Raw genomic sequence first — 24,368 nt, 5'->3', positions numbered from 1 at the left:
GCACAGAATCACTATATCAGTATGCTTCGTGGCTTAGTTTGCCAGGGACTTTTTTAGCCGGATTTCCGACATATATCCCCCATTCTTCCGTTTCCTTCGTGATCGCGGAAGCCATTCCAACCAGCGTGCCCTGCGCGATCGTAGTGTAATCACGGATTGTGCTGTTTACGCCGAAAAACGAATAGGATTCAACCACACAATGTCCCGAAAGAACTACGTGTGACGTAAAAAATACGTGGTCTTTGATTTGGCCGTGGTGACCGATGTGATTTCCACTCCACATTACCACGTTATTACCGACTGTCGTAAAAGGCTGGATCGTATTGTCTTCCAATATGAAGCAATTGTCGCCGATCACACTTTTGTCGAAAATAGTCGCTTTGGAACTGATGTAGGAAATAAACTGATATCCTTTTGCTTTGGCTTCGTTGTAAATAGCCTCCCTGTTCCTGTTCATATTGCGGCCAGTCATCGGGGCGAAAAATGAATATTCTGCGGGAGGGAAGAGCGTTTCCACATCTTCAAATGCAACAACAGGCAATCCTTTGAAAGATTCCTGATCTATATACAGGCGATTGATTGTGAACGCAACTATCTCATGTTCAGAGTCATGAGTTAAATAGTAGTGTGCAAGTTCTGCCGTGTCGAGTACTCCAAATATGATAATCTTGGCCATTCTAAATTAATTCGTAAGCTTTCAGTTGTTCCCGGATCTCTTCTGGATTATTGAACATCAGGATATCAATTACCGATAACCAAGGTACGAAAGCATTTTTAAATTGAGTATATGGGTACGGAAGACTTTTAATGAAGTCAAGCTTTATCCCTTCCCTCTCAAATTTGCCTTTGTCGTACAACTCCATTCCACCGATCGGGTTGATGTAATGCGTGGCATTCTCCTGTTTACAAATGTCCAGAATCCTGTCTTGTCCTTTCAGGTTTGTATTTTGATAAATCGTTGAGGAAGCGACTATTTCAGTCTCTATTTCCATAAATGCGCAGGTTTTAATCAGCGCATGCAGGGTCAGTTCGTAAATAGTACTGACTTCTAAATTTACGATTTCTTCTATCAGAACAAAAACCTTTTGATAATGGGGCGCTTTCTGGTAAGACTGCTGAACAGTTTTCAGAAACTTTTTTTGCCAGGGTTCGCTGGTGAGCAAACCTACCTCATTGATCAGCTTATTCTGGCTAGCGTCTTTTAAAGGAATGGTAAAAAGGTGCGCTTTGCCGGACACCAGAATGTTATTTCTGTTGATCCAGCCTTTGTTGATGAAATTCACATCGTCGTAAATAATGAATTTATCGACGGCATTGATAAGCTGAAAATATCCTATATAAGGAAATATATAGGGCTGCATGATAGCAATTGTCATTTGAAGCTATTTGAGTTTCCGAAGATAATAATCCTCTCCTTTTACATCCAGATCGGTCATCGTTGTGTCGGATCCGAGGCGGATATCAGTGGGCAAAGCCCTGATCTTGCTGGTATCGTTCACGACACTTCTTGCGTAAAAAAGGTAGTCAGCTTCTTTGGGAATAGGTTTTAGGCCCTTTTCGAACGGGTTGATAGTGATGAGTTTACGTGATAGGTCTTCTCCATAAAGTGGATATTCAAAATCATCATTGATCGTCGCCAATGCTACCGTAGCATTCGCCGGCACAATTGAATCGAATGTTTTATATGCTTTGGTAATATCCGGGCGGGCGATGGTCTGAAATTCAATGCGCTCCGTTTTTAGTGCAGATTCGTGTCCGTAAGCCGGCAAAGGAAGGCAGCGTACATTCAGATACACCGACATTACCGCCGAAATACAAGCCAGAACGACCACAACCAATACATAACCTTTCCAGACACTGCGCCGGGGTTTTGTAATTGAAAGGCGGTGATGTGAAAATAGCAGCAGCAGAAAAAGTACTCCGAATAATCCGGTTTCAATAAAATATCTTCCCTTAAAAGGATCGTAAGGGGCTGAATAGGAGAGCGTAGCGAAATGAAGACAGAACGCTAATGCCAAAAACCAATGCACCCGCGATCGAAATACGCGCACTAAAACCAGTAAAACCAGCGGGAGTGTCAGCGCAAAACCGAATACGCCCCAGTAAGGATTCGCATTGTAATTCTGGAACCGACGCTGCATGGAGAATGGCAGGATCGAGAAATCAGTCTCTTCGTCCAGGCGCATGCGCAGCTTATCTTCGAGGGCCACGATCGGTTTTCTGATAGTTGTATTCAGATTATAACCCCACTGCGCATTGCGTATACCGTCAAGATTAAAAAAATCGTAAGCATACCTCACCATATTCCGGCTTCCCTGCTCTAACAGGTTTGATACCGACCCCGCTCTTTCAACAGACTGGTGTTTCAAAGAAGTAGGCGGGCCGATCGGGTGACCGAAAACCATGATATTCTTGATATAACCAGTTGGAAAAGTATAAATGAGCATCGCCACGAAAATGGACATGGCAAGCTTTACAAATCTGCCAAAGAACGTTTTGAGATCAGGAGCTAGGAAAACGGTGTAAAGCATGATTACAAAAACGGACGGCAATAGCAGCGCAAAAGTTACTTTGTGTCCGAATACGATCCCGAATACCATTCCGGAGATGTAGAGGTATTTGTTGGCCCGGGTGGAATAGTAGGTGAACAGGAAATAGAGCAGACAACTCAGGTAAGCTGTCATCACAATGTCCGTTTCCGTGGAAATGGCCTGCATTAAAAAGTCCAGGAAAAGACTGTAAGCAAGCGCGCAAAAGAAGCTGGCCGATAAATTTCTGCCAATGCGCTGCGATATCCCGAATACTGCAACCAGAGAAGTGTAGTAGGAAGTATGATGGATAAGCTTGAATGCATTTTCAAAATTCCCGCTGATCAAATAGCTGTAAATCTGGATCGCAGTCAGGCTTTTTGGATAGGTATCCATATTCCAGTTCGTCCCTCCGAAATGCGCCATCGTTCCGTGCTGGATATAGCGAACGGCCCGGTTGAGGTGCCCGGTCATACTATCCCATTCATTTGGAGCAGTAAAAAGTACCAGGATCAGGTTTGTGATCGCGATAAAAGCGAATGTTGAAAACATGATCAGGAAAATCGCCTTTAAATAGGGCGAAAGCTCCCGCGACCAGGATTTGAAAACAGCGAACCTGTTTGATATAATCGCCCTGACAGAGTAGCCCGGGGATGCATTACCCAGATAAGACCAAAGCAAAAAATGCAGGAGCAGAATGAAGAAATTCCCGAATATCCACGCGTATACATTGGCGGTGAGATCGAGTGCGGAAAGGATAAAACCACTGGGAATAACGCTTCCTGCAAAAAGAATAAAACAGGTAATAAGCCACTCAGTGAGAGAGGGTTGAGCAACCTTTTTTGCAACAAATCCTATACCGTATAAAAAGAGGAAAAAGGCAAGCCAATAAAAGAGTACCATGCGGTTATGGTGATAAATGACCGTTAATAATGCCGGATATGCGCTCGATGTCTGAGTAGGGCAGGCCGACGTATAAAGGCAAACTTAACACTCTTAATGCGATATCCTCAGAAACCGGACAAGCAAATTGTCGCGGCATAAAAGAAAGGGTATTCAAAGAAGGAAAAAAGTAGCGGCGCGGAATAATTTCCTGCTCCCGTAAAGCATCCATTACACGGAACATCATTTCCTCCGAAGGAAATACGACCGGATAATAGGCGTAATTGTATTCAATGTCACTGCTGATCAACGGTTTGGAAAGAACATCCCAGTTCAGCAAACTGTCGTAGGCTTCAAAAACTTCTTTTCTCGCCTGAATAATATTTGGTACCTGCGGCAAATTCACCAGGCCCATGGCGGCGTGAAATTCTGAATTTTTACCATTGATACCTGCGTACAAATAAAGGTCGTCGCCCTGGTGACCGAACGCGCGCAGCAAGTGCAGCTTTTTGTCCAGTTCAGGGTGATTCGAGATCAGTGCTCCGCCTTCAATCGTGTGAAAAACTTTCGTTGCGTGAAAGCTGCAAGTACTGATATCACCGTAAGAAAGCAGCGACTTGCCTTTGTAAGTCACGCCAAATGCGTGCGCAGCGTCGTAAATGACTTTAAGATTGTGCTTTTCGGCAACAACTTCGATCGCTTCAATGTCACATGGATTCCCGTAAACGTGGGTAGCCAGGATAGCAGAAGTTGCCGGCGTGATCGACGCCTCGATGAGGGTCGGATCTATATTAAATGTCTGAGCATCAATGTCTACGAAGACCGGCGTGCAGTTTTCCCAAAGGATTGCATTGGAAGTGGCGCAGTAAGAAAAGGGGGTTGTGATAATTTCTCCCTTTAATTCAAGCGCTTTGATCGCAATTTGAAGAACGATCGTCCCGTTTCCACAAAAATACAGGTGATCTACGTTGAGATAGTCTTTCAGTTCCTGTTCAAGCTGCTGTAATACAGGCCCGTTGTTGGTAATGTATCCGCGGTCCCATATTTCGTGGACGTACTTGATATATTCCTCTTTGTCTGGCAAAAAGGTTTTAGTGACGTTAATCATTCACTACGTGTTCAGTTTGGCGAATGGAAAAATTAAGTTGAGGGCGAATATATCCGGGCCATTTGCCATACCAGGTAACATTTTCACGGTAGTCCTCAATATCAAATACCAGGGCTTCTTCCATGTTGTAAAGTACTGTACTTGTATCTTTTACAATCATCATGGAAACTACATACGAGCCGTCGTTCAGGAAATTTCCCGGCAGTTCGCAGGTCCCGGTCACCAGCCCTTTCGGGAAGCTTTCGGATTGTGTGCCCACATTAAATATACATTCACCGGTAAAAGTGTATAAATGCATACTCAGGTTCAGGTTTGCGCCCTCTACCAGATTCCAGAATTCAAACTGGAAATTAATAGGTGTCCGCACGTCAATATGGTTCAGATCGTCCTGATATTCAGGGAACAATTTGAAGCGTTTCACACGTACCTGATCATTTCCGGGCGCACTTTCGATATTGTCCCAATGCTTGTCGAGACTCTTGTGCGATACCTTACTAAGGTAGTTGGTAATGATGTGAGACGTTTCGCCCTGATCAATCATGCGACCTTTTTCAAAGTAGAATGATTTGTTGCAAAGCGCCTGGATAGCTGTAAGGTTGTGACTAACGAATATCAGCGTACGACCGCTTTCCGAAACGTCCCGCATTTTACCGAGACACTTTTTTTGAAATTCAGTATCTCCAACTGCCAGAACTTCGTCAACAATCAGGATCTCAGGATTAAGGTGAGCTGCGATGGCAAAACCCAACCTCACGTACATACCCGAAGAATACCTCTTGACCGGCGTATCGAGGAATTTCTCAACGCCGGCGAAATCAACGATCGCGTCAAAAGATTCGCGGATCTCACTTTTTGCCATTCCCAGGATAGCGCCATTCAGAAAGATATTCTCTCTTCCGGTCAGCTCCGGGTGGAAACCTGTTCCAACTTCGAGCAAGCTTGCAATACGGCCTTCGATCTTGATCTGGCCTGTACTTGGTTCAGTAATGCGGCTGAGAATTTTGAGCAAAGTAGATTTCCCGGCTCCATTGTGACCAACAATACCGATACGGTCGCCTTGGTCGATGCTGAAATTAATGTCTTTTAGCGCCCAGAATTCTTCTTTTTCAGAGAAATCATCTTTCGCTTTTTTCTTAAATATTTTGTCGACCGTCTCCGAAACAACATCACGCAGGCCCGAGGACCCACTTTTGCGCTGGTGGTCGATGATATATTTCTTACTGATATTTTCAGCTACAATTACAGGCATGCCTTAGCGTAATTTTTCAAATGTGATCAACAAACGTGTTCTCTTTTCTCCGAAAATAAATCAAAGATAATATGAGAATCGAAAAGGAAATGATCACCGTCGAGTACAAACTTTGTGGATTAAAATACGATTTCTCACCGAGCAGACACCAGCGAAACCCGCCGATAATGCCCACAAGGGGATTTAAATTATAATACTTCTCAAACCAGGTATCCTTTACAAGTGAGCTTGGGTATGCAACCGGCAGTATGTACATCCCAACCTGTATTAAAAACGGGATTAGCTGTCCAATATCCCGGAAGCGAACGTTCAGCACTGCAAAGAACAATCCGAAACCCATCGATGTAATAAATGTAAGTAAAACAAAGAAAGGAACGTATATGATCTGCCAGCTTATCGTGTAATCAAAGAATGGAGTAAGTACGATAAAAATGCCAAGTGCGATCAAAAAATCGACAAAACCGACAGCAATGGAGCTGAGCGGCATCAGCAACCGGGGGAAATAAACCTTTGAAACTAGATTCGAATTGAGCAGGATACTATTGCTGATCTGCTGGAAGGTATTGGAAAAGAAACTCCAGATCGTAAGTCCGCTCAAAACCATCAAAGGGTAGGGGACGCCAGGATCGCTGTCTATTTTAGCCACATATCTGAATACGAAAACCATAACAGTCATCGTCATAAACGGCCGGAGCACACTCCAGGCGACACCCAGTAACGTTTGTTTGTAACGAACCGAGATATCCCTTTTGGATAGAATCCAAAGTAATTGTCTGTGCAGCCAGAGATCTTTCCAATAGTCCTTTTCAGAACCGCCTGCCTTAATTGTAGTCGTGTGTTGCGCCGCCATTTTTTTACGCTCGTTCTACCCTGACTGTGGTAGCAGGAGTACTGAATACTGTTCTAAAATATGTAAATATCAATGCGATCATTAATCCTGCAAGTGCGCCGATCTTCGCATTTCTCTTGTCCTCCTGTTTCATATCAAGAGGTACTTTAATGCCTTCAATTTCTGTGAAAAGCGGGGCTTCACGTACCAACGACATCTGCATTTTCTCTGCATTCGCCATCGCTTCATAGTAAAGCTGCTGCAAGAATGTTGATTTACGCTCCATACTGTTGGTAGATACTTTTGCTTCCGGCAGCATGATCTGCGAGCTGTAATCCATTTGTCTTGCCAACTTATGCTCTGCAATACCGAGTACGCTAGCTAGTGAATCGGCACGATGTTGCAGCAAACGAAGTGTCTTTCTGGTTTTCTGCGTCTGGTTCTCAGTATACATTTCTTCGACCGTTTTCAGGAGTGTAGTTACCCACATACCCGCCAGTGCCTCATTTTCCATGAGAGTTGATATCGAAATAAATGAAGATTTACGATCCAGTGAAGCAATTTCCGTAGCGTCGCCAGCTTTTTTTACTATCTCATTCAGGATGATCCTGGAAGTTCTGTCAAGCTTTTTCAGATCGTTGGACGCAAAATGGAAGTTCTGCAAATCTGGCCGCTCTTCCCACTCCGACGTTTTGATGCCGCTGGAATCGATGAAGAAGTTAGCGAAAATCTCTTTTTTTCCATTGATCTCTACCTCCTTCATCAGGTTCCGTTCCAAAACGGGACGTGATTTTACGAAGTAGAAGAAGTTTTCACCCGTGAAAATGTTTGCGTCCGGAGCAGATCCCAGACCGAGCAACCCGGCCATTTCGCCGAATCCCGCGCCTTGGCTGCTTCCGCCTCCAAGGTTGAAAACCACGTTTGCTTCGTACTTGTTCGCCTTTTTTACATAAGTATCCAATGCATATCCAATTCCAAAACCGATGATCGGCAGGAGCAGGATCATTTTCCAGTTCCGGATAATGGCATCTTTAACAACGATAACTTTTTCAACTACCTCCTTCGGAGATAGTTCGTCATCGGGAATTTCTTGCGGTCGCGCAGGTGTGAGTGTTTGAGACATTATCTTATTGAGCGAAAGGCCAATACTGTTACTATTAATCCCATAACCGAACTCAGCAAGCCGGTAGCTGTCGAGATAGCCTGTTGCGTGTTCAACCCGGGAGCAGCTCTTACAGGTACAAAAATCTCCGATCCCGGCTCAACTTTCGGATAAACGTTAAAGAAAAGAAATCTTCTCGTCCTGTCTATATTTCCGTTAGGATATTTAATATAAGAGCTTTTACGGAGAGACTGTACAGTAAACCCGCCCGACTGAGAGATATAGTCCGTAAACGACATTCCCTTGCCATACTTAACCGTAGTAGGATACAATACCGATCCTGCTACCTGAACTGTTTCCAGACGTTTTGGGATACGGATAATATCTCCTTCCTGCACGATCAGGTCTTCAAATGATCCTGGGTTTTTCAGGATATTTTTCAAAACAATACCAATTTTCTCTTCCTTCACATTTGGAACGTCACCGAGAATTGTACCTTTTTTGATACTATTTTCAGTAATCTCCGCTTGTTCAAAGTCAGTAGGCTCTTCCAGGTCTCTCACGATCGTGCGGCGAAGTAAGGTTGCTCCCTCAGGATATGCAAGCTCCGTTAAACCGCCTGATCTTTTGATAATGTCGCTGATCTTGTCGTTTTTATTAATGATCGTGTAAGGGCCGGTTACAAGTACTTCACCTTCGACAAATACAGTTTGCTGTTCTACGTAATTCGGGGATTTTCTGACAATGATCTGGTCAAAAGGAAGCAGGCGGAAATTAGTCGCTTTGGCGCCAAGTGATAAGTCCCTGTTCAGGTCGAATTTGAAAACTTCGGAGATTTGTGCATTAGCGGTACCCGCAACACCGTTTCGCTTGCGCCTTACTACTTCTACCTCAGAAGTATAAGCCGACTCGCGGAGGCCGCCAGCCTGAACCAATGCATCTTCCAGCGTCATTTCGGAAGTGTATGGAAACTTGCCTTCGTTGATACCGATCTTTGTATTATTGACCTCGCCTTCTACACTCACATAAGCCGATTCAGCCATATCGAATTTAGACGGAACAATCACCTGATCCAATCTGGTAAGAATAAGGTCCGGAACTACATTGTTGATCAGATCCACGTAATTCATCGGGATACTCTGCAGAGTCAGATCGTCTCTTGTTCTCAATACATTGATCCGGCCTGCAAAAGCGTCTTCTCTTAGTCCCTGCGCATTTTCAATCAGTTTTTTAAGGGTAGGGCTGCTGTCTAGCGAAAAATCACCCGGACGCATTACTGCTCCTTCAATCGTCACAATATTTTCGTAGCGATCCAAAACGGTACCTACATTGATAGAGTCACCTGTCGCGATTTCGAAATTCTCATACTCGCTTTCCGAAACGTCAAGCAACTTTCTTTCTTTTGAAGTAATCCTTTGGATTTTGAGTCTTTCGCGATACGCTTTATCCTGGAATCCACCGGAGTATTTAATAACATCACCCAGCTTTTCCTCAGTTTTTAATTCGTAAATACCCGGACGTTTAACCATACCAGTTATCTCCGCGCGTTTCAGATAGTAGCCAACTACAATATTGTCATTGTCCTGAACACGAATATCTCCCTCGATCTTACCGTTAACAAGGTAATCGTAGATATCCATATGCGACACTACTTTTCCAGCCCGCACTACACGTACATCACGGAAAGATCCAATTTCATTCGGCCCGCCGGCCTGGTAAAGCGCATTGAATGCAGATGAAAGCGACGATACCTCATAAGTTCCGGGATTAATTACTTCCCCGGTCACAAATACCTTCACTGAGCGGATATTCCCAAGGGTTACCATCAATTTGGTGCGGGCCGTGGTGCCTCCGCTGCCGAGTAGCCCAGGAACGAACTTGGCAAATTTATCGATCAAAATCTTCCTGATTTCCTCGATCGTGCGCCCTGCAACCTGCACCGGGCCAACCCTAGGAATTAGGATATTCCCGTCCTTGTTCACCACGCCTTCATAAGTACTTTCTGCGTAGTTATAAATGTAAATGTTCAGCTCATCACCAGGCCCAACTACGTAGTTTGTAGGTGTAGCGACCTGTAAATCAGGGATTGGGTCCAGATTCTTGTTGGCGAAAATAGAGTACCCGTATATCTTCTGGCGGAATGCTTCTTTTTCCTGCTGCTCCGGTGTCAGCGAGGTAGAAGTGGATGTATTTACCTTACTTTGATCGGTATTCTGATCGCCGTTTTGTCCATTCTGATTCGCAGCGTTTTTGCTTTTATCATTGGACTGGCTGTCATTTCCCTGCTGGTTTCCCTGTTGATTACCAGGCTGTTGACCGTTTTGCTGGTTCCCTGATTGAGGTGCATTTGGATTTCCCTGTGCATTTCCCTGCGGATTCCCGGTAGTGGTGCTTCTCGGCCCGGTTTGCTGCGTGTTTCCCTGCGGGGCCTGCCCGGAAGGAGCCTGAATAGTAGGTGCTGAGGGAGTTACCTGAGATATTGCTGGTAGAGAAATGAGAAAAGTCAGAAAATAAAGAAATAAGGAATTATAACTTTTAGTAAATCTGAATCTGTTCATAAGAAGAATTATTGTACTATTGAAATGCTGAAAATCCATGAAACCTATCTGTTGGGCTACTATTTTTGATTGTGGGATCCGGGCAGCGTCGTATTTGGATGTGTATGTAATAGCAAAGTAAATTAGATTTTTCCTATTTTTAAACAAATTCTAGTAATCGGGCTCTTGATATCCGCGCAAAGGTATAACAGCCTAACGACAAAAAACTGAAATTATTAAAATACAATATTCAAATTCAGAAATACGACTAAAAGAATAATTATAAAAATGGAAAGTACAAACGTTCAATACAACGAGGATAGTATCAGATCGCTGGATTGGAAGGAGCACATACGATTGAGGCCGGGGATGTATATTGGAAAATTGGGGGACGGCTCGTCTATTGATGATGGTATTTACGTGTTGGTCAAGGAAATCGTCGATAACTCCATCGATGAACATATGATGGGTAATGGAAAGACCGTCGAGATTAAAATTTCGGAGCATCGGGTGGAAGTGCGGGACTATGGAAGAGGTATTCCGCTGGGAAAAGTGGTGGATTGTGTTTCAAAGATCAATACAGGCGGAAAATATGATTCCGGCGCGTTTCAAAAATCGGTCGGTTTGAATGGGGTAGGTACCAAGGCGGTAAATGCGCTTTCCCAATATTTCAAGGTACAATCATTCCGCGACGGGAAGTCGAAAGTCGCTGAGTTTGAGCAGGGAGCATTGCTTCGTGAATCAAAAGAGCAGCCTTCCAACCAGCGAAACGGCACACATATCTTATTCGAGCCGGATTCGAGCATTTTTAAGAACTTCAAATACATTCCGCAGTACCTGGATAGTATGATCTGGAACTACTGCTATCTGAATGCAGGGTTGACGGTTAATTTCAATGGAGAAAAATACATTTCCCAAAACGGCCTGCTCGACCTGCTAAAAAGTAAGACAGATGCAGAATCGATTCGCTATCCAATTATACACTTGAAAGGAGAGGATATCGAGTTTGCGATGACGCACGGTAACCAATATGGGGAAGAGTATTATTCTTTTGTAAACGGTCAGTATACCACGCAGGGCGGCACGCACCTCGTGGCTTTCCGGGAAGCGGTGGTGAGGGCGGTGAGAGAGCATTTTGGCAAAGATTATGCGCCGGAAGATATTCGCTCGTCGATCAGTGCCGCGGTCGCAATCCGTGTGCAGGAACCTGTTTTTGAATCTCAAACCAAAACAAAACTAGGATCCAGTACGATCACGCCTGACCCGAACAGTACCACGGTCCGCACCTTCGTCAACGATTTTGTAAAAGAACAACTGGACAATTATCTGCACAAACATCCTGAATCCAGGGATGCATTGAAAAAGAGAATTGAACAATCGGAGCGGGAGCGGAAGGAATTGGCAGGTATTAAAAAGCTGGCAAATGACCGCGCCAAGAAAGCAAATTTGCACAACAAAAAGCTCAGGGATTGCAGGCTGCATTTAACCGACATTAAAAACGATTTGCGCCACGATACTACCTTATTTATAACAGAAGGAGATTCGGCGAGTGGCTCGATCACAAAATCACGTAATATTCAGACGCAGGCTGTATTCAGTTTGAGGGGAAAGCCGCTGAACTGCTTTGGGCTGACCAAAAAGATCGTTTACGAAAACGAAGAGTTCAATTTACTGCAACACGCGCTTGATATTGAGAATGGTGTGGAAAACCTTCGTTTCAACCGGATAATTATCGCTACCGACGCGGATGTGGACGGCATGCACATCAGGTTGTTGTTAATGACATTTTTCCTGCAATTCTTTCCTGATCTGGTTCGTAACGGGCATTTATTTGTTTTGGAAACGCCGCTTTTCAGGGTGCGTAATAAAAAAGAAACAATTTACTGTTACAGCGATGAAGAGAAACAGCACGCGATCGCAAAACTCGGCACCAAACCTGAGATCACGCGTTTTAAAGGATTAGGGGAAATATCTCCCGAAGAATTCGGCCGGTTCATTGGTGAAGATATGCGCATAGAGCCTGTAATCCTTCAAAAGGAAACTTCGATCCAAAAGTTGCTTAGTTATTTTATGGGTAAGAATACCCCTGAAAGACAGCGTTTTATCATTGATAATTTGAAAGTTGAGAAGAATATCGAAGAGCTTGCACTCGCCAGCTAATAGTAGCATTATATCATTTTACAAAAAGTTACTCTGTGGAATTACAGAATTTAAGGGAAAGAATAGATACACTCGATGATCAGCTGCTGACTATTTTGAATGAGCGAATGGAGCTGGTTCGGCAGGTAGGCGAGCTGAAACGTTCGTCGCAATCCATTATTTATCGTCCGGAAAGAGAAAAGCAGATACTGGACAGACTTGAAAAAAGGAACAACGGGCTGTTGACCCGACAGGCGATCGATGCGATTTTCTTTGAGATCTTCGCTGTATCACGCAATCTCGAACTGCCCGAAAGAGTCGCTTACCTCGGGCCGGAGGGAAGTTTTACGCACCAAGCGGCCGAGGGCAGGTTTGGAGGAATGAGCGAATACATGGTTTTGCCGACTATTCACTCTGTTTTTGAAAGTGTAGAGACTGGCCGAAGCAAATTTGGTGTGGTACCTATTGAAAACAATCAGGAAGGTATCGTGATTGAAACCGTGGATTATCTGCGGGAGAAAAACCTTTCGATCGTAGCTGAGGTATTGTTGCAGGTGCATTTCACTTTCGCTTCCCAGTCCGATAGTCTGAAAGATATTAAGAAGATATATTCAAAAGATATTGCATTCCGGCAATGCGGGAAGTTTATTCACGAATATCTCGATGGAATGAATGTGGAGCTGATCCCGGTGGAATCGACCTCGAAAGCAGCCAAGCTGGCAGCCGACGAGCCGGACGCAGCTGCGATCTGCTCATCCATTTCCGCCCGCCTTTTCGGAGTACCTATTCTATTTGACAATATCGAAGACAGTGACCAAAACCGGACACGTTTCCTGATATTAGCCAAAGACTTTACGAATATCAAAAGCGACGACGACAAAACTACCATTATCGCAAACCTGCCGAATACCAATCGTCCGGGCGTTTTGTACGAATTTTTAAAGGATTTTAACGACCGCGGGATCAACCTGACCAAGATAGAAAGCCGCCCGCTGAGAGGCGAAGCAGCTTTCCGAACCTGGTTTTTGGTAGAATTTCTGGGTCACATGCAGGATCCTCCGGTGCAGGAGATCATGCATAAATATGGTACGCATTTGAAGTGGCTTGGGAGCTACATTAAGGTTTCCTAGCAGCAGCTATTTCAAAGTGCCGCGGTAAAGTGAGGGCCAGTTACCGTACAATTCAACGGAAGTTTCAGTCCCGTCCGGCAAACGCACTTTGGTAGTTCTCACTGCGGTAGGCGCCTGGAAACTGTCCACTGCGAGTACCACGATATTTTTCCCTTTTACAATCGAAGTAACGAAAGGCTGCTTCTGGTCAATAGCCAGGAGCGCCTGTTCTTTTTTAGGGGTAACCCAATTTCCGTTTAATTCAAAAGGCAGATCTTTCACGGTACCACCCACGATCACGTCTTCAACCTGCTTCGCCATCCAGTTTCCGAGCGCGTAATATTCGGTCGGGAAATCCCAGTACCACGGCGCGCCTTTACCTTTTGCATTCCTCCCAACTTCACCTTCGGGCGTTTTTCCATCGGCGGGATACCATTCATAACCCCAGCCCCAGCCGCCTTTTACCAACTTGTAAGCATTAGGGTCGCTGCCCGAAGGAGGCCCATCCTGCCACAAATAATAACCGTCGAAAAGTATCAGTGAAAACAATGAAAAGCTCAGCGCCTGACTGGCCGGCATCATTTCCAGCTGGTTCATGATCAGCTCGCCTTTGGGATCTGTGAGCTGGTAGTTCCATGGATTAATAGGATCTTTATAAAGCGGCATATACCTGTTCCAGCCGTAGAATATAAACTTATTATCCTTTTGGTAGGGGATCAACTGATTGATTCTCAGGGAGTGAACGGCAGATAGTAATACAAAATTGTTGGGTGAATTACCCTGCGCATCCATTGCAAAATTCGGCTTTGGGTACACATCGATCGGCGTCGCATTGAATGCATTCTGCAAGCTTTCGCCATTTGGCAGCATATCAAAATTCGGGTTATTGGATTTCGGCTGCTGGTAATCTTTGATAAAATCTTTCGGATTGGCGCCGCCTACCGTGTTAATATGTGGGTTCGTGTAAGCGCCTCCGCCCCAGTAATCCATCAAACGCATTTCCGGGTGGTTTTTACGAATATAGTCAGTGAACCAAAGGAGCCTTTGTTTCACCTCAGCCGGATACTTCTGGTTCCAGAATTCAAAGTCAAGCGCATAAACGCCGAAGCCGGGTACGCCGGCCAATGCTTCCACTTCCTGCTTGCTCAATGTAGCGAACCATTTTTCGTCCTTATCATTGAAATAATTGGGCGTAGCCGTGTAATGCAGCTTATTGGAAGGATATTCTTTTTCAGTATTAAAAAGATAGCCGATCCCGCGCTTGTAATAATTGATCGAAGGTACTTCATCGTTGAGCCGGTATTGCGCGACGATCTTATCTTTAATAGGCTCGAATTCAGGGAATTTTGTGTCAAAAGTTACATTCAATCCGCGTGGAGGCGCAAACCAATCAGGGATTTGAATGCGCGTTAATCTGGACTCTCCTTTTTCAGAGACTTTACCCGATATCCAGATATTCTGCTGACGAACTGAGCGATTTTTCAGTTCATTCCACCAGTCATTGTAAGGTGCGTCGATCCAGCGGGCGGTTACGGAATACAGGTAACCCGGTCGCACTTCGATGCCATTTTCCAGTCCATTTACCGCGATACCATCGATCATCACCACTTTCGTGCGGCCGTCGTTGTAATTGGCAAAATCTTTCAGGTACAGTTTTCCATCTTTCGAAACCGGCCTTACATCCAGAAAAACATCTTTACTCCCGTGCCTGATCCACTGCGAATTGTCGGGGATCTCATTTTTGATCTTTCCATCGAAACTGAAGGAAGCTGTCGTTTCGCAGCCGGGCTGCCCGAGGCTTATCACCTTGATTGTAGCTTCACCTGCATTCAACTCAGTTTTCGGAATGGTAAGCCACGTTCCGTAACGGTGAGGGATATCAGTCAGTTTCTGCGTATTGCCCGACTGCGTGATTTCGATATTATAAGGCGCTAATCCACCCACATTGGCGGCCAGCTCGAACTGCATTTCAGAGCCGATCTGCCGATACCGCCTGACCGTCAGATCGCAGGCATTGGAAGCGGAATCAATAGTAGTGGCAACTGGAAATCCTTTCGTAGCCTCGGGATAATGGCGGTTCTGAGAAGGACCGAAGCGGTTCCAGGCCCATAGCCCGGAACCCGCCAGAAATATCAGAATTCCACTGGCCCAGATAAGCGTTGATTTTGACAAAATTTTGTTTTTACGTACCACAATAGTTGGTTACCACCAGCGATAGAACAGACCTATCGACCCGTTAACCGATGATACTCCTTTTTCAATATAGTCATGTTTGTATGCAGTACCATCATATTTGACGCGAACATCTACGCCAACAGCACCATCTTTCTTGAAAAGGAACTTGGAACCCAACCCTATCCCATATTTCGGGGCGATTTTTTGGTGCTGGGAAGACAGTGTTCCATAATAAAGCACATTATCTAGAATACTGATCCCGCCGCTCACCTGCACGTAAGGCTGGATTAGGGACGTTTTTGGAAGAAAATGGTAATTACCAAACAGCTCCACCGGATATTGGGACAAAGTGCGCGTTTGAACCGCCGAGATCGTCCCTTCACCATTTTGATAGAGCGTGCGCGGAATGCGTTTCTGGAAATAGGTCGAGCCGATTTCCCCGCCTATTGAAAAAGGTGAGTTTCTCAAAACCCATTCAATCGAAATGGACGCATTCCGGAACGAAGATTTGTCAATATAAGAATCTGCGAAAGAGCCCAGTGGCACTGCTCCCACCACGCGCGCAGTAGCCAGGTAGTGGGTATATCGCTCAAAAGGCGACGGTAGAGTGTAAAGCTTGGGCGCTTCCTGCTGTTGTGCGTAAGCCGGAAAAAAGCCTGCTAGAAAAAGGGCTGCAATGATTATTTTTTTCATTTTCAATTAATTTTTAAATATTCTGACTGGCCAAAAACCGAGTCGATCATCGTATCTACATACTGTCTGTTGCCGATACCGGCTCCTCTTACCTGCGCATCCCAGATTACGTTAAACGTTTTGTCAACGGTGTTTGGGTTTTTGAAATCAAGCAGCGTGATCAGCCAGTAACTCTCGGCAGTTTCGTAGTAGCTGTAATAATTTGGGTAACCATAACCGAAGCCGCCTCCCCAGTAACCGCCGTAATAGGAGTTAAGTGGCTGCGAAACCACATTCAGATAGGTATTTGTGATCCAGGTCACATTAATACCCACGTCAGGTTTGGCTTTCGGGCTCACATATGTGTAACCCAAGGCTTGCATTTTGGTAATGATGCGCGTAAGTACATCTTTGTCAATATCGGTCAGCGCGGTGCCTGACTGATTGTTTTCAACTACAACTACGGAGTCGACAATGCTGAAAGTTTTGTATTGTTTGAAATTAGCGGCCTTGTCGTGATTGGTGATGTATACCAGTGATTCTTCCGTAGACAGGTCATTGATCGGATCTTTGGAGCAGGAAGCCATTCCCAGTCCGGCTATAAGAAGGAATATTGAAGCTTTTTTAAACATTTTGGGTCTTACATTTAAAGTTATTAATTAAACGAAATTTGAAATTGAACATTTTACAAATGCAGTTTTAGCGGCTCAATTTTTTAGTAAAAATGGTTTGTACACTATTGCAGACCTCGTTTTGTGAGAATTGGTTGTAACAATCCGTACCTTATATTGACGGCGATGCAACTGAAAGGCACATCAAATTTGTATTCTATAAAAATGGATACCTGTAAATAAGGAGAAGGCAATAATCATCATCTTTGGTTTGAAAAAGACTAGCAGCACCTTGCAATTATCATAAATATGGAAACAAAAGAAGAGATTTTAAGGATCATAGATGTTCTGAACGACACGTATGAAAGTGAAGAAGCCTGGTATGGACCGTCGGTAGTAGAGGCACTGCGTGACGTGACGCCGAAAATGGCAGAGCTGCGGCTCAGCACCAATACACACTCGATCGCGGAGATCGTGTACCACATGACCACCTGGCGGATATTCGCAGTGAGAAAGATCCAGGGTGACGCGGAATTTGATATTAAAACACAGGATAAAGACTGGAAGAAATTCCCGATAGTGGACGAATTTGAGTGGGAAGCTATTCAAATGGAGCTCAGTTTGTCTCAGGAAGAACTGGTCTCTGAACTGGAAAAGATTGAAAGTGACAGCTTCCTGGAAGAGTTTGTGCCGGGTCGCGACTATTCCTATTATACCATGATCCACGGTGTGATTCAGCACGATGTGTACCACGCAGGGCAGATCGGGCTGATCAAAAAAGCAGTGAAGGGAATGCGCCTGGACGAAGACGATAATTATGGCGCATTTGACGACCGATCGGACTTCGATCAGGGGTCAGAATACTATTAATACTTATATAAAATTTCGTATAGTTGCATTGCGACCTATTGTTTATTGCTAAATTTTTCTATTTTGCATAATAATAGAGCGTTGCGAAACATAGCTCGTCAATGTTCTAGTGGTGTGGATATAGACATAAAGGCTGTCCGATATTTCGGTCAGCCTTTTTTTAAGTAGAAATCTGTGCAACATTTGGAATCTAAATACTGATCATCCATTATGAAAATCCTTGTCGTTGAAGACGAACCCAAACTGGCCGGTTTCCTCAAACGCGGGCTCGAAGAACAATCCTGGGAAGTCGAGCTGGCGTATGACGGACAAGTCGGGAAAAAAATGGCGGCCAATTACCGGTTCGATGTGATCATTCTCGATGTAAACCTGCCGCTGCTGAACGGTTACGATCTGGCGCGGCAACTCAGAAATGACGGTTTGTCAACACCGATCCTATTTCTCACCGCCCTGGGAACGATCGACGACAAGCTTGACGGTTTTGAAGCCGGTGGAGACGATTATCTTGTAAAACCTTTCGAATTCCGCGAGCTGATCGCCCGTGTGAAGGTATTATCCCACAGAAATACCACGCGGGAGCAATCGAGCCAGGTACTTACGCTCGCCGATCTGGAACTGAACCTGGACGAAAAAGTGGCGCGCCGCTCCGGAAACCGCATTGACCTCACAGCCAAAGAATTTGCATTGCTTGAATACCTCATGCGGAACCGCGGCAGGGTAGTATCCCGGGTGGATATTGCCGAGCAGGTGTGGGATATTCGTTTTGATACAGGTACCAACGTGATAGATGTTTACATTAACTTTTTGAGAAAAAAAGTAGATAAGGACTACCCTAACAAGCTGATACATACGGTAGTGGGAATGGGTTACATATTCAAGGAAGAATGAATATCAAGGCCCGTCTGACGCTCATGTTCACCATGCTGGTCGGCTCCATCATGGCACTTTTTTGCCTGTCGATCTATTTTTTTTACGATCAATACAGGGAAAAGCGGTTCTATTCATTTCTGAACGAGCGCGCGCAGACTATTGCACAGCTGGTAGAGGCGAGCAACGGGATCAGCAAGGCGGATATTGAAAAGATCGAAAAAGAGAACAAAACCATCCTGCTAAACGAGGAAATCACGATTTACGACGGAGCTGACTCGATTATCTACATGAGCGGCGCCGACTATCTGACCATTTCAAAATCATCGCTGGCCGACGCGCGGGGTGGGAGGGAGATCCGCAGCAAATACCAGGACAAGGAAGTGATCGTCACCAGGCACATTTTGCAGGATCACCGGAAGCCGTGGATCGTTGTAATTATAGCCAATGATAACCTGGGAATGAGCCAGCTGCACCGGCTGCGTGAAATTCTGGTCATCGGCTGGCTTCTGTCGCTGGTGCTGGTCGCCGTGGCAGGCTGGCAGTTTTCTAATGACGCGATCAAACCGGTTGCTGATATTATCGATCAGGTCAATAATATTTCGGCGGGGAATTTACACGAAAAAGTAAAGGTAGGGCGGGAGAAAGACGAGCTCGCATTGCTGGCGGAAACCTTCAATCAAATGCTCGCGCGGCTGGAAATCGCATTCGTCGCGCAGAAGAATTTCGTTTCCCACGCCTCTCACGAACTGCGTACACCCCTGGCACTGATCATGAGCGAAGCGGAACTGGGGCTTATGAAAGAACGCTCGGTGAACGAATACCAGGACGCATTGCAGGGTATTTGGGCAGAAGCGAAAGAAATGAACGGGTTGGTGAACAGACTGCTCGAACTCGCCCGGACCGACGAAAATACATTCAAGGTATCATTCAGAAAAATCAGGATAGATGAAGTGCTCTGGCAGGCGAAAACATCTACCGAACAAAAAAATCCGGGATACCACGTGAATGTTACCTACGAAAAAATTCCTGACGATGAGGGGCAGCTGATGCGGATCGGCGACGAAAGTCTGCTGAGAACAGCATTCGTTAATCTGATGGATAATGCCTGTAAGTATTCTGATGATAAGACGGTTAACGTTTCGCTGGAAACCAGCGAAGATCAGATCAGGATTAACTTTAAAGACAACGGAATTGGCATTGCGCCCGCCGAGCTACCTTATATTTTCGATACTTTTTACCGGAGCGGCGCCACGATCACAAAGGCGGGTTACGGTATCGGGCTGGCATTGACCAAACGCATTATCAATATGCAGGGAGCGACGATCGATGTCGAGTCGGTATTAGGCTCTGGTACTACATTTATCGTCCGGTTTCCGCCTTTTTAACTGGCTTTTAATTCAGCATTAATGCGACTTTAACCCGCCTGACTGTTTTTTGTAACCTGATCACCCGGACAATATAGATCCGTAACCGAGGTGATCGGTATGCACGAAGTTTAACAGCTATTGATTCCGAATTACCCGGAGGAAGCGATACCAGGTTAAATTGAGTTAGGTGAGTAGTAAAGCAAAACTGGCCTCGGGACATTCCGGAGGCCAGTTTTTTCATGCTATTCAGGAATGCGAACCTGGCTTTGCGAATCTTCGATACGCGTGGAAGGCAGCGCCTCGGGATATTCTTTTGCGATGAACTCGATCATTTTCTCACGCACCAGGCACCTGAGATCAAAAGTTTCGCTCGAATTACGGGCCGACATGATCGCCCGAACTACCATTAGTTGTCCCTGTGTATCCGTAATCTGAAGTGCCCACGACTTTCCATTCCACAGCGGCGTGTTATCCAATATCTCTTTCAGCTTTTCACGCAATTTCGGAACAGGTGCGTGGTAATTCAGTTGAAAAAACGCAGTACCGATCAGCGCACTGTCATTTCTTGTCCAGTTTTGAAATGGTGTTTCAATAAAATAGGTGATCGGAAGTACAATGCGTCTCAAATCCCAGATATTAACCACCACATAAGTCAGATTGATCTCCTCAATCCGGCCCCACTCGCCTTCGACGATCACAACATCGTCTATTTTAATAGGTTGAGTAAATGCGATCTGAATCCCCGCCATCAGGTTAGCAAGAGACTTTTGGGCTGCAAAACCGATAATTACACTGAAAATCCCCGCCGAGGTAAGTAGACCCACACCATACTGGCGTACTCCTTCAAAACTCAGCAGCAATACGGAAACGCCTACAATCACAATCAAAATAATAACCATCCGCTTCACGAATTTGATCTTCGTGAACATCCGCCGCGCCTGGTTATTATCAGGGCTATTAAAATCAAGCTGGTCGACTAAAATCTTCTCAACAATGATCACCACCCGTACCATCAGCCACGTGGTAGCGGCGATGAGGGAAACCTTGCTGATCGCGAAAAGCCAGCCGTATTCTGGATATATGGCGGAGTAGGCCCGGGTAGAGGCGGTGACAAAAACCATCGGGACGAAAAAATAGAGTACGCTCGTGAGATTCTCCCGTATCGCTTTCACGGCGTTCCACTGCCTTTTTAAGGCGGCAATTTTTATGATATTGATAAGTAATGCACTGATTATAAACCCAACTACGCCCGATATCAGGACAATCAGCCAGGGTTCATTTTTGTAGAAAAACGCTTCTATGAAATTCATTCATTCGTCAGATATCGTTGAGTCGCGCGACGATCATTCCCGTATGTTTCGGGACAGACGCCACATATTCAGCCAGGGGAACACTGGTCATGATCACTTTTTTTCCATTTAATGAAGCGTGGATCAGATAGGCCCTGCTGCCAATTTTACTTATAATACCCATGTGGTTCACGTCCAGCCCCTCAACAGAAGAGGTGAATGCAACAATATCACCATCATGTAGCATCGGTTCCGCCTTTTGAATGCCAGCTTTCGGAATATAGCTGTGCTTTCTTGTATTGATCTCGCTCTCTTGTTCTTTAACCTTCTCCCAAACCTCACTCTCAGCCAATGCGGCATACAGATTGGCGTGGTTGGTCATGAAGTTGATCTTTTTTGTAAACGGTACCCCGCCTACTTTTTCCGTGATATCTTCCAGTCTGCCGCGTTTCTCGTTTTCATATAGCCAGTCCAAAATATAATGCAGCCGGGAAGGATATCCGTCAATGATCCCATCGCGGTAACGCAATTTGGTCAGCTCATTTTTATATGCGTCAAAGGTTGCATTCTCGCTTTTTGCAACGGTTAGCGCGATCACACTTTCAACAAGTGTAGTACAATCCAGCCCGTCAAACTTGCAAACAAGTTTTTCAGTCGGATTGCCTTCGAGCGTGCCCGCCACGTAGGGCGTACCCAGAAACGATTCACTCATCCGGAGTACCTGGGTGCCGATATCCCGGCTTTCCGGCAGATCCATTTTTTGCGCAAATACCTTTTGCAGGTTCGTTTGCGCATGGACAGCACCTGAAAAAGAGACCAGAATGTATAAAACTGCAATTCTCAACATACTCAATTTTTTTAGCGGATATTTAACTGCGGGCCGGCGCTCCGAGCTATTGGCAGGGTTAAATATTTTAATTATAAACTTCGCAATTACGTAAAAATAGCAATGAAAAGGCCTTACCTGCTTATACAGGAGCTATTTTTTCACTATTTCATACACGATGACGGATGCCGGGGGAAGCTCGACGTGAATCCCGCTGGAAGTGATATTCGCAGCCTGCTGATGCAATTTTGCCGCAAATGCAGGGAAAATTGGAGTAAGCTTATATTGAATGGTGCTATCCAGTTGCAACACATTACTCCACGCATCCTCCGGAATGCGAACGTTGGTCTCAACAGCCCTTTCCCGATTGAAATTGCAGATAAAAAGCAGCTTTTGATCCGGCGTGTGACGGAGATAACTGTAAATGATCTTTTTGTCGTAATTGTAACTTTGCCCATCTACGTTTACATATTGCAGGTCATAAAATTCGCCTGCAAAAACGGCCTCATTTGTCAGCACGAAGTGATTCAGGCTTTCATAAAACTCCCGGAGCTTACGTTGCTCGCTGGTTAAAAGGTCAGTATTGAACTGGCCGCCATTTACCCATTGCTGAAACTCCGTTACGCCCCAGTAATCGAAAATGGTCGTACGCCCGTCTTCGCCCTGAAATCCTTCGGCAACCAGCGGATTAACTCCCAGTTCCTGACCGAAATACACCATCATCGGGCCAGTATGGAGCGTAGCGCTGAGTGTCATCGCAGGAATTGCCAGCCAGGGATTACCTGCAAAATAGCGTGACGCAATCCGCTGCTCGTCATGATTTTCTAAAAACCGAAGCATATTTTCACTGATATCCCCCGACTCCTGCTGCCACAGTCTGGTAATATCCTCCGCTGTTCCATGCCCCTCGATCAGTCGCCGCAGCGAGTTGTAAAGTCCGACTTTATCGTACAGATAGTCGAATTTTCCTACGTGAATGTAATTGTGATATTGCTCCGGGTTATAGATCTCGGCGATGAAAATGATCTCCGGCTTTAACTTTTTGATCTCAGGAATTACCCACGCCCAAAACTCTACCGGTACCATTTCCGCCATGTCGCACCGGAATCCGTCCACTCCTTTTTCAGTCCAGTATTTCAAAATATCATACATTTTGAGCCACGTGGAAGGAATAGGAGAGAAATGGGTCGCGCCGCCGTTCTGATAATCCACACCGTAGTTGAGCTTGATGGTCTCGTACCAGTCATATTGGCTTGGCTGGGCTGCGAAAACATCATTTCCGGTCGCTTTCGCAGGTCTTTCGTGGTAAGGTGTTGCCAGCGGTACCGGTGGCGTGTGACCTTCCGGCACTATAAAATCGTGATTGGGAATGTAGTAAAAGTTGTTGGACGGACTGAAACTGACCGTATTATCATCCTCTTCACCGAAATCCTTTACTCCGGCGGCGCGGGCATCCGAATGATATTGGCGAGCGACGTGATTAGGGATAAAATCAATGATTGCTTTCAGCTGGTGCGAATGCGTGCGTGCAATAAGCGACTCGAATTCCTGCATTCGTTTGGTTACGTCTACTGCCAGATCCGGATCCACATCGTAATAATCTTTCACCGCATAAGGCGAGCCCGCTATCCCTTTCACGATGAGCGGATGATCGTTCCGGATGCCAAACTGCGAATAGTCCGTGAGCGTGGCGTGTTCCAGAACGCCTGTGTACCAGACGTGCGTGATACCAAAATCGGTCAGCGCTTTCAGAGCTGTATCCGTAATATCATTGAACTTGCCGGAGCCATTTTCCTCGATTGTACCGTAGCATTTGTTGGTTGTATTTTGATTGCCGAAAAGGCGCGTGAAAATCTGATAAATGACAAACTTATTCTGATTAACTGGGGACATAGTCTGTTGACTTTGATATTTATTGGGGAATGGATCGCGGCTTTTCTTTGTCTGCAAGATATTCATTTTGAAAACTACGCCCTCCTTTCATCCTGCCTTTTTGATCCAAACCAGAAATAGCGTGTGCAGCTGATCAAAATTGCTACGTGATACAAATGCTTTCTACTTTTTTAGTGATTTTACTATTTCTTGAAAAAATAATATAATACCGGGGATTTAGCATCTGGTTAAAGTAATAATTGTAAATCTGGGACATTACTCGTAGGTTACGACTTTTTGAGCCATTTTATTTGACTATGGTACAGAGAATCT

19 protein-coding genes are annotated in these 24,368 nt (G+C 45.2%); 5 read left to right on the top strand and 14 right to left on the bottom strand.

The features are described from left to right. Window positions 1-16: 16 nt before the first annotated feature. The 8 genes from KOD92_RS06000 to KOD92_RS05965 are packed head-to-tail and all read right to left on the bottom strand — an operon-like array spanning window position 17 to window position 10,256. Complete coding sequence (locus KOD92_RS06000) at window positions 17-676, bottom strand: acetyltransferase (RefSeq protein ID WP_215232574.1); 660 nt, start codon at window positions 674-676, stop codon at window positions 17-19. Window position 677: 1 nt separating this feature from the next. Beyond that, window positions 678-1,376, bottom strand: a complete 699-nt coding sequence (locus tag KOD92_RS05995; protein WP_215232573.1) for a WbqC family protein — start codon at window positions 1,374-1,376, stop codon at window positions 678-680. A gap of 6 nt (window positions 1,377-1,382) precedes the next feature. Then, window positions 1,383-3,431, bottom strand: a complete 2,049-nt coding sequence (locus KOD92_RS05990) for an ArnT family glycosyltransferase (protein ID WP_215232572.1) — start codon at window positions 3,429-3,431, stop codon at window positions 1,383-1,385. Window positions 3,432-3,435: 4 nt separating this feature from the next. Next, a complete protein-coding gene (locus KOD92_RS05985; RefSeq protein ID WP_215232571.1) occupies window positions 3,436-4,518 on the bottom strand; it encodes a DegT/DnrJ/EryC1/StrS family aminotransferase in 1,083 nt (360 codons plus the stop codon). Further along, a complete protein-coding gene (locus KOD92_RS05980) occupies window positions 4,511-5,767 on the bottom strand; it encodes an ABC transporter ATP-binding protein (RefSeq protein WP_215232570.1) in 1,257 nt (418 codons plus the stop codon). The genes KOD92_RS05985 and KOD92_RS05980 overlap by 8 nt, the downstream gene beginning before the upstream one ends. A gap of 16 nt (window positions 5,768-5,783) precedes the next feature. Further along, a complete protein-coding gene (locus KOD92_RS05975; protein ID WP_215232569.1) occupies window positions 5,784-6,617 on the bottom strand; it encodes an ABC transporter permease in 834 nt (277 codons plus the stop codon). A gap of 4 nt (window positions 6,618-6,621) precedes the next feature. Further along, window positions 6,622-7,719, bottom strand: a complete 1,098-nt coding sequence (locus tag KOD92_RS05970; RefSeq protein WP_215232568.1) for a hypothetical protein — start codon at window positions 7,717-7,719, stop codon at window positions 6,622-6,624. After that, window positions 7,719-10,256, bottom strand: a complete 2,538-nt coding sequence (locus tag KOD92_RS05965; RefSeq protein WP_215232567.1) for an SLBB domain-containing protein — start codon at window positions 10,254-10,256, stop codon at window positions 7,719-7,721. The genes KOD92_RS05970 and KOD92_RS05965 overlap by 1 nt, the downstream gene beginning before the upstream one ends. A 267-nt stretch (window positions 10,257-10,523) precedes the next feature. Here KOD92_RS05965 and KOD92_RS05960 point away from each other — a divergent pair, with 267 nt between their 5' ends. Together KOD92_RS05960 and pheA are read left to right on the top strand one after the other, a co-directional pair. Further along, window positions 10,524-12,395 (top strand): DNA topoisomerase IV subunit B, encoded by a 1,872-nt coding sequence (locus KOD92_RS05960; protein ID WP_215232566.1) that lies wholly within the window; start codon window positions 10,524-10,526, stop codon window positions 12,393-12,395. Window positions 12,396-12,430: 35 nt separating this feature from the next. Beyond that, entirely contained in the window at window positions 12,431-13,504 is a 1,074-nt protein-coding gene (gene pheA / locus KOD92_RS05955) for a prephenate dehydratase (RefSeq protein WP_215232565.1), read from the top strand. A gap of 6 nt (window positions 13,505-13,510) precedes the next feature. Here pheA and KOD92_RS05950 read toward each other — a convergent pair whose 3' ends face one another. The 3 genes from KOD92_RS05950 to KOD92_RS05940 are packed head-to-tail and all read right to left on the bottom strand — an operon-like array spanning window position 13,511 to window position 16,962. After that, on the bottom strand, window positions 13,511-15,655 hold the full coding sequence (locus KOD92_RS05950) for a hypothetical protein (RefSeq protein ID WP_229254546.1): 2,145 nt from the start codon (window positions 15,653-15,655) through the stop codon (window positions 13,511-13,513). 30 nt (window positions 15,656-15,685) lie between these two features. Next, window positions 15,686-16,351, bottom strand: coding sequence for a hypothetical protein (locus KOD92_RS05945; RefSeq protein ID WP_215232563.1), 666 nt, complete (start codon window positions 16,349-16,351; stop codon window positions 15,686-15,688). Window positions 16,352-16,353: 2 nt separating this feature from the next. Next, window positions 16,354-16,962 (bottom strand): DUF4136 domain-containing protein, encoded by a 609-nt coding sequence (locus tag KOD92_RS05940; protein WP_215232562.1) that lies wholly within the window; start codon window positions 16,960-16,962, stop codon window positions 16,354-16,356. A gap of 288 nt (window positions 16,963-17,250) precedes the next feature. Between KOD92_RS05940 and KOD92_RS05935 the strand changes: the two genes are divergently transcribed. The 3 genes from KOD92_RS05935 (at window position 17,251) to KOD92_RS05925 (ending at window position 20,066) form a co-directional block, all read left to right on the top strand. Then, the gene (locus tag KOD92_RS05935) at window positions 17,251-17,811 is read left to right on the top strand and encodes a DinB family protein (protein WP_215232561.1); all 561 of its coding nucleotides are present in this window, start codon (window positions 17,251-17,253) and stop codon (window positions 17,809-17,811) included. Window positions 17,812-18,021: 210 nt separating this feature from the next. Beyond that, the gene (locus tag KOD92_RS05930; RefSeq protein WP_215232560.1) at window positions 18,022-18,699 is read left to right on the top strand and encodes a response regulator; all 678 of its coding nucleotides are present in this window, start codon (window positions 18,022-18,024) and stop codon (window positions 18,697-18,699) included. Then, window positions 18,696-20,066 carry a HAMP domain-containing sensor histidine kinase gene (locus KOD92_RS05925; RefSeq protein ID WP_215232559.1) on the top strand — a complete coding sequence of 457 codons (1,371 nt, stop codon included), beginning with the start codon at window positions 18,696-18,698 and terminating at the stop codon, window positions 20,064-20,066. The genes KOD92_RS05930 and KOD92_RS05925 overlap by 4 nt, the downstream gene beginning before the upstream one ends. A 224-nt stretch (window positions 20,067-20,290) precedes the next feature. Here KOD92_RS05925 and KOD92_RS05920 read toward each other — a convergent pair whose 3' ends face one another. The 3 genes from KOD92_RS05920 to KOD92_RS05910 all read right to left on the bottom strand — a co-directional run bounded on the left by KOD92_RS05920 (window position 20,291) and on the right by KOD92_RS05910 (window position 24,056). Next, on the bottom strand, window positions 20,291-21,358 hold the full coding sequence (locus KOD92_RS05920; protein WP_215232558.1) for a mechanosensitive ion channel family protein: 1,068 nt from the start codon (window positions 21,356-21,358) through the stop codon (window positions 20,291-20,293). 7 nt (window positions 21,359-21,365) lie between these two features. Beyond that, complete coding sequence (locus tag KOD92_RS05915; RefSeq protein ID WP_215232557.1) at window positions 21,366-22,184, bottom strand: N-acetylmuramoyl-L-alanine amidase-like domain-containing protein; 819 nt, start codon at window positions 22,182-22,184, stop codon at window positions 21,366-21,368. A gap of 132 nt (window positions 22,185-22,316) precedes the next feature. Continuing rightward, complete coding sequence (locus KOD92_RS05910; protein ID WP_215232556.1) at window positions 22,317-24,056, bottom strand: alpha-amylase family protein; 1,740 nt, start codon at window positions 24,054-24,056, stop codon at window positions 22,317-22,319. Window positions 24,057-24,368: the final 312 nt, after the last annotated feature.

Source organism: Dyadobacter linearis, assembly GCF_907165045.1.
Classification (GTDB): domain Bacteria; phylum Bacteroidota; class Bacteroidia; order Cytophagales; family Spirosomataceae; genus Dyadobacter; species Dyadobacter linearis.
The sequence above is the reverse complement of the archived record's forward strand: the minus strand, read 5'-3'. Positions and strand labels throughout refer to the sequence as shown.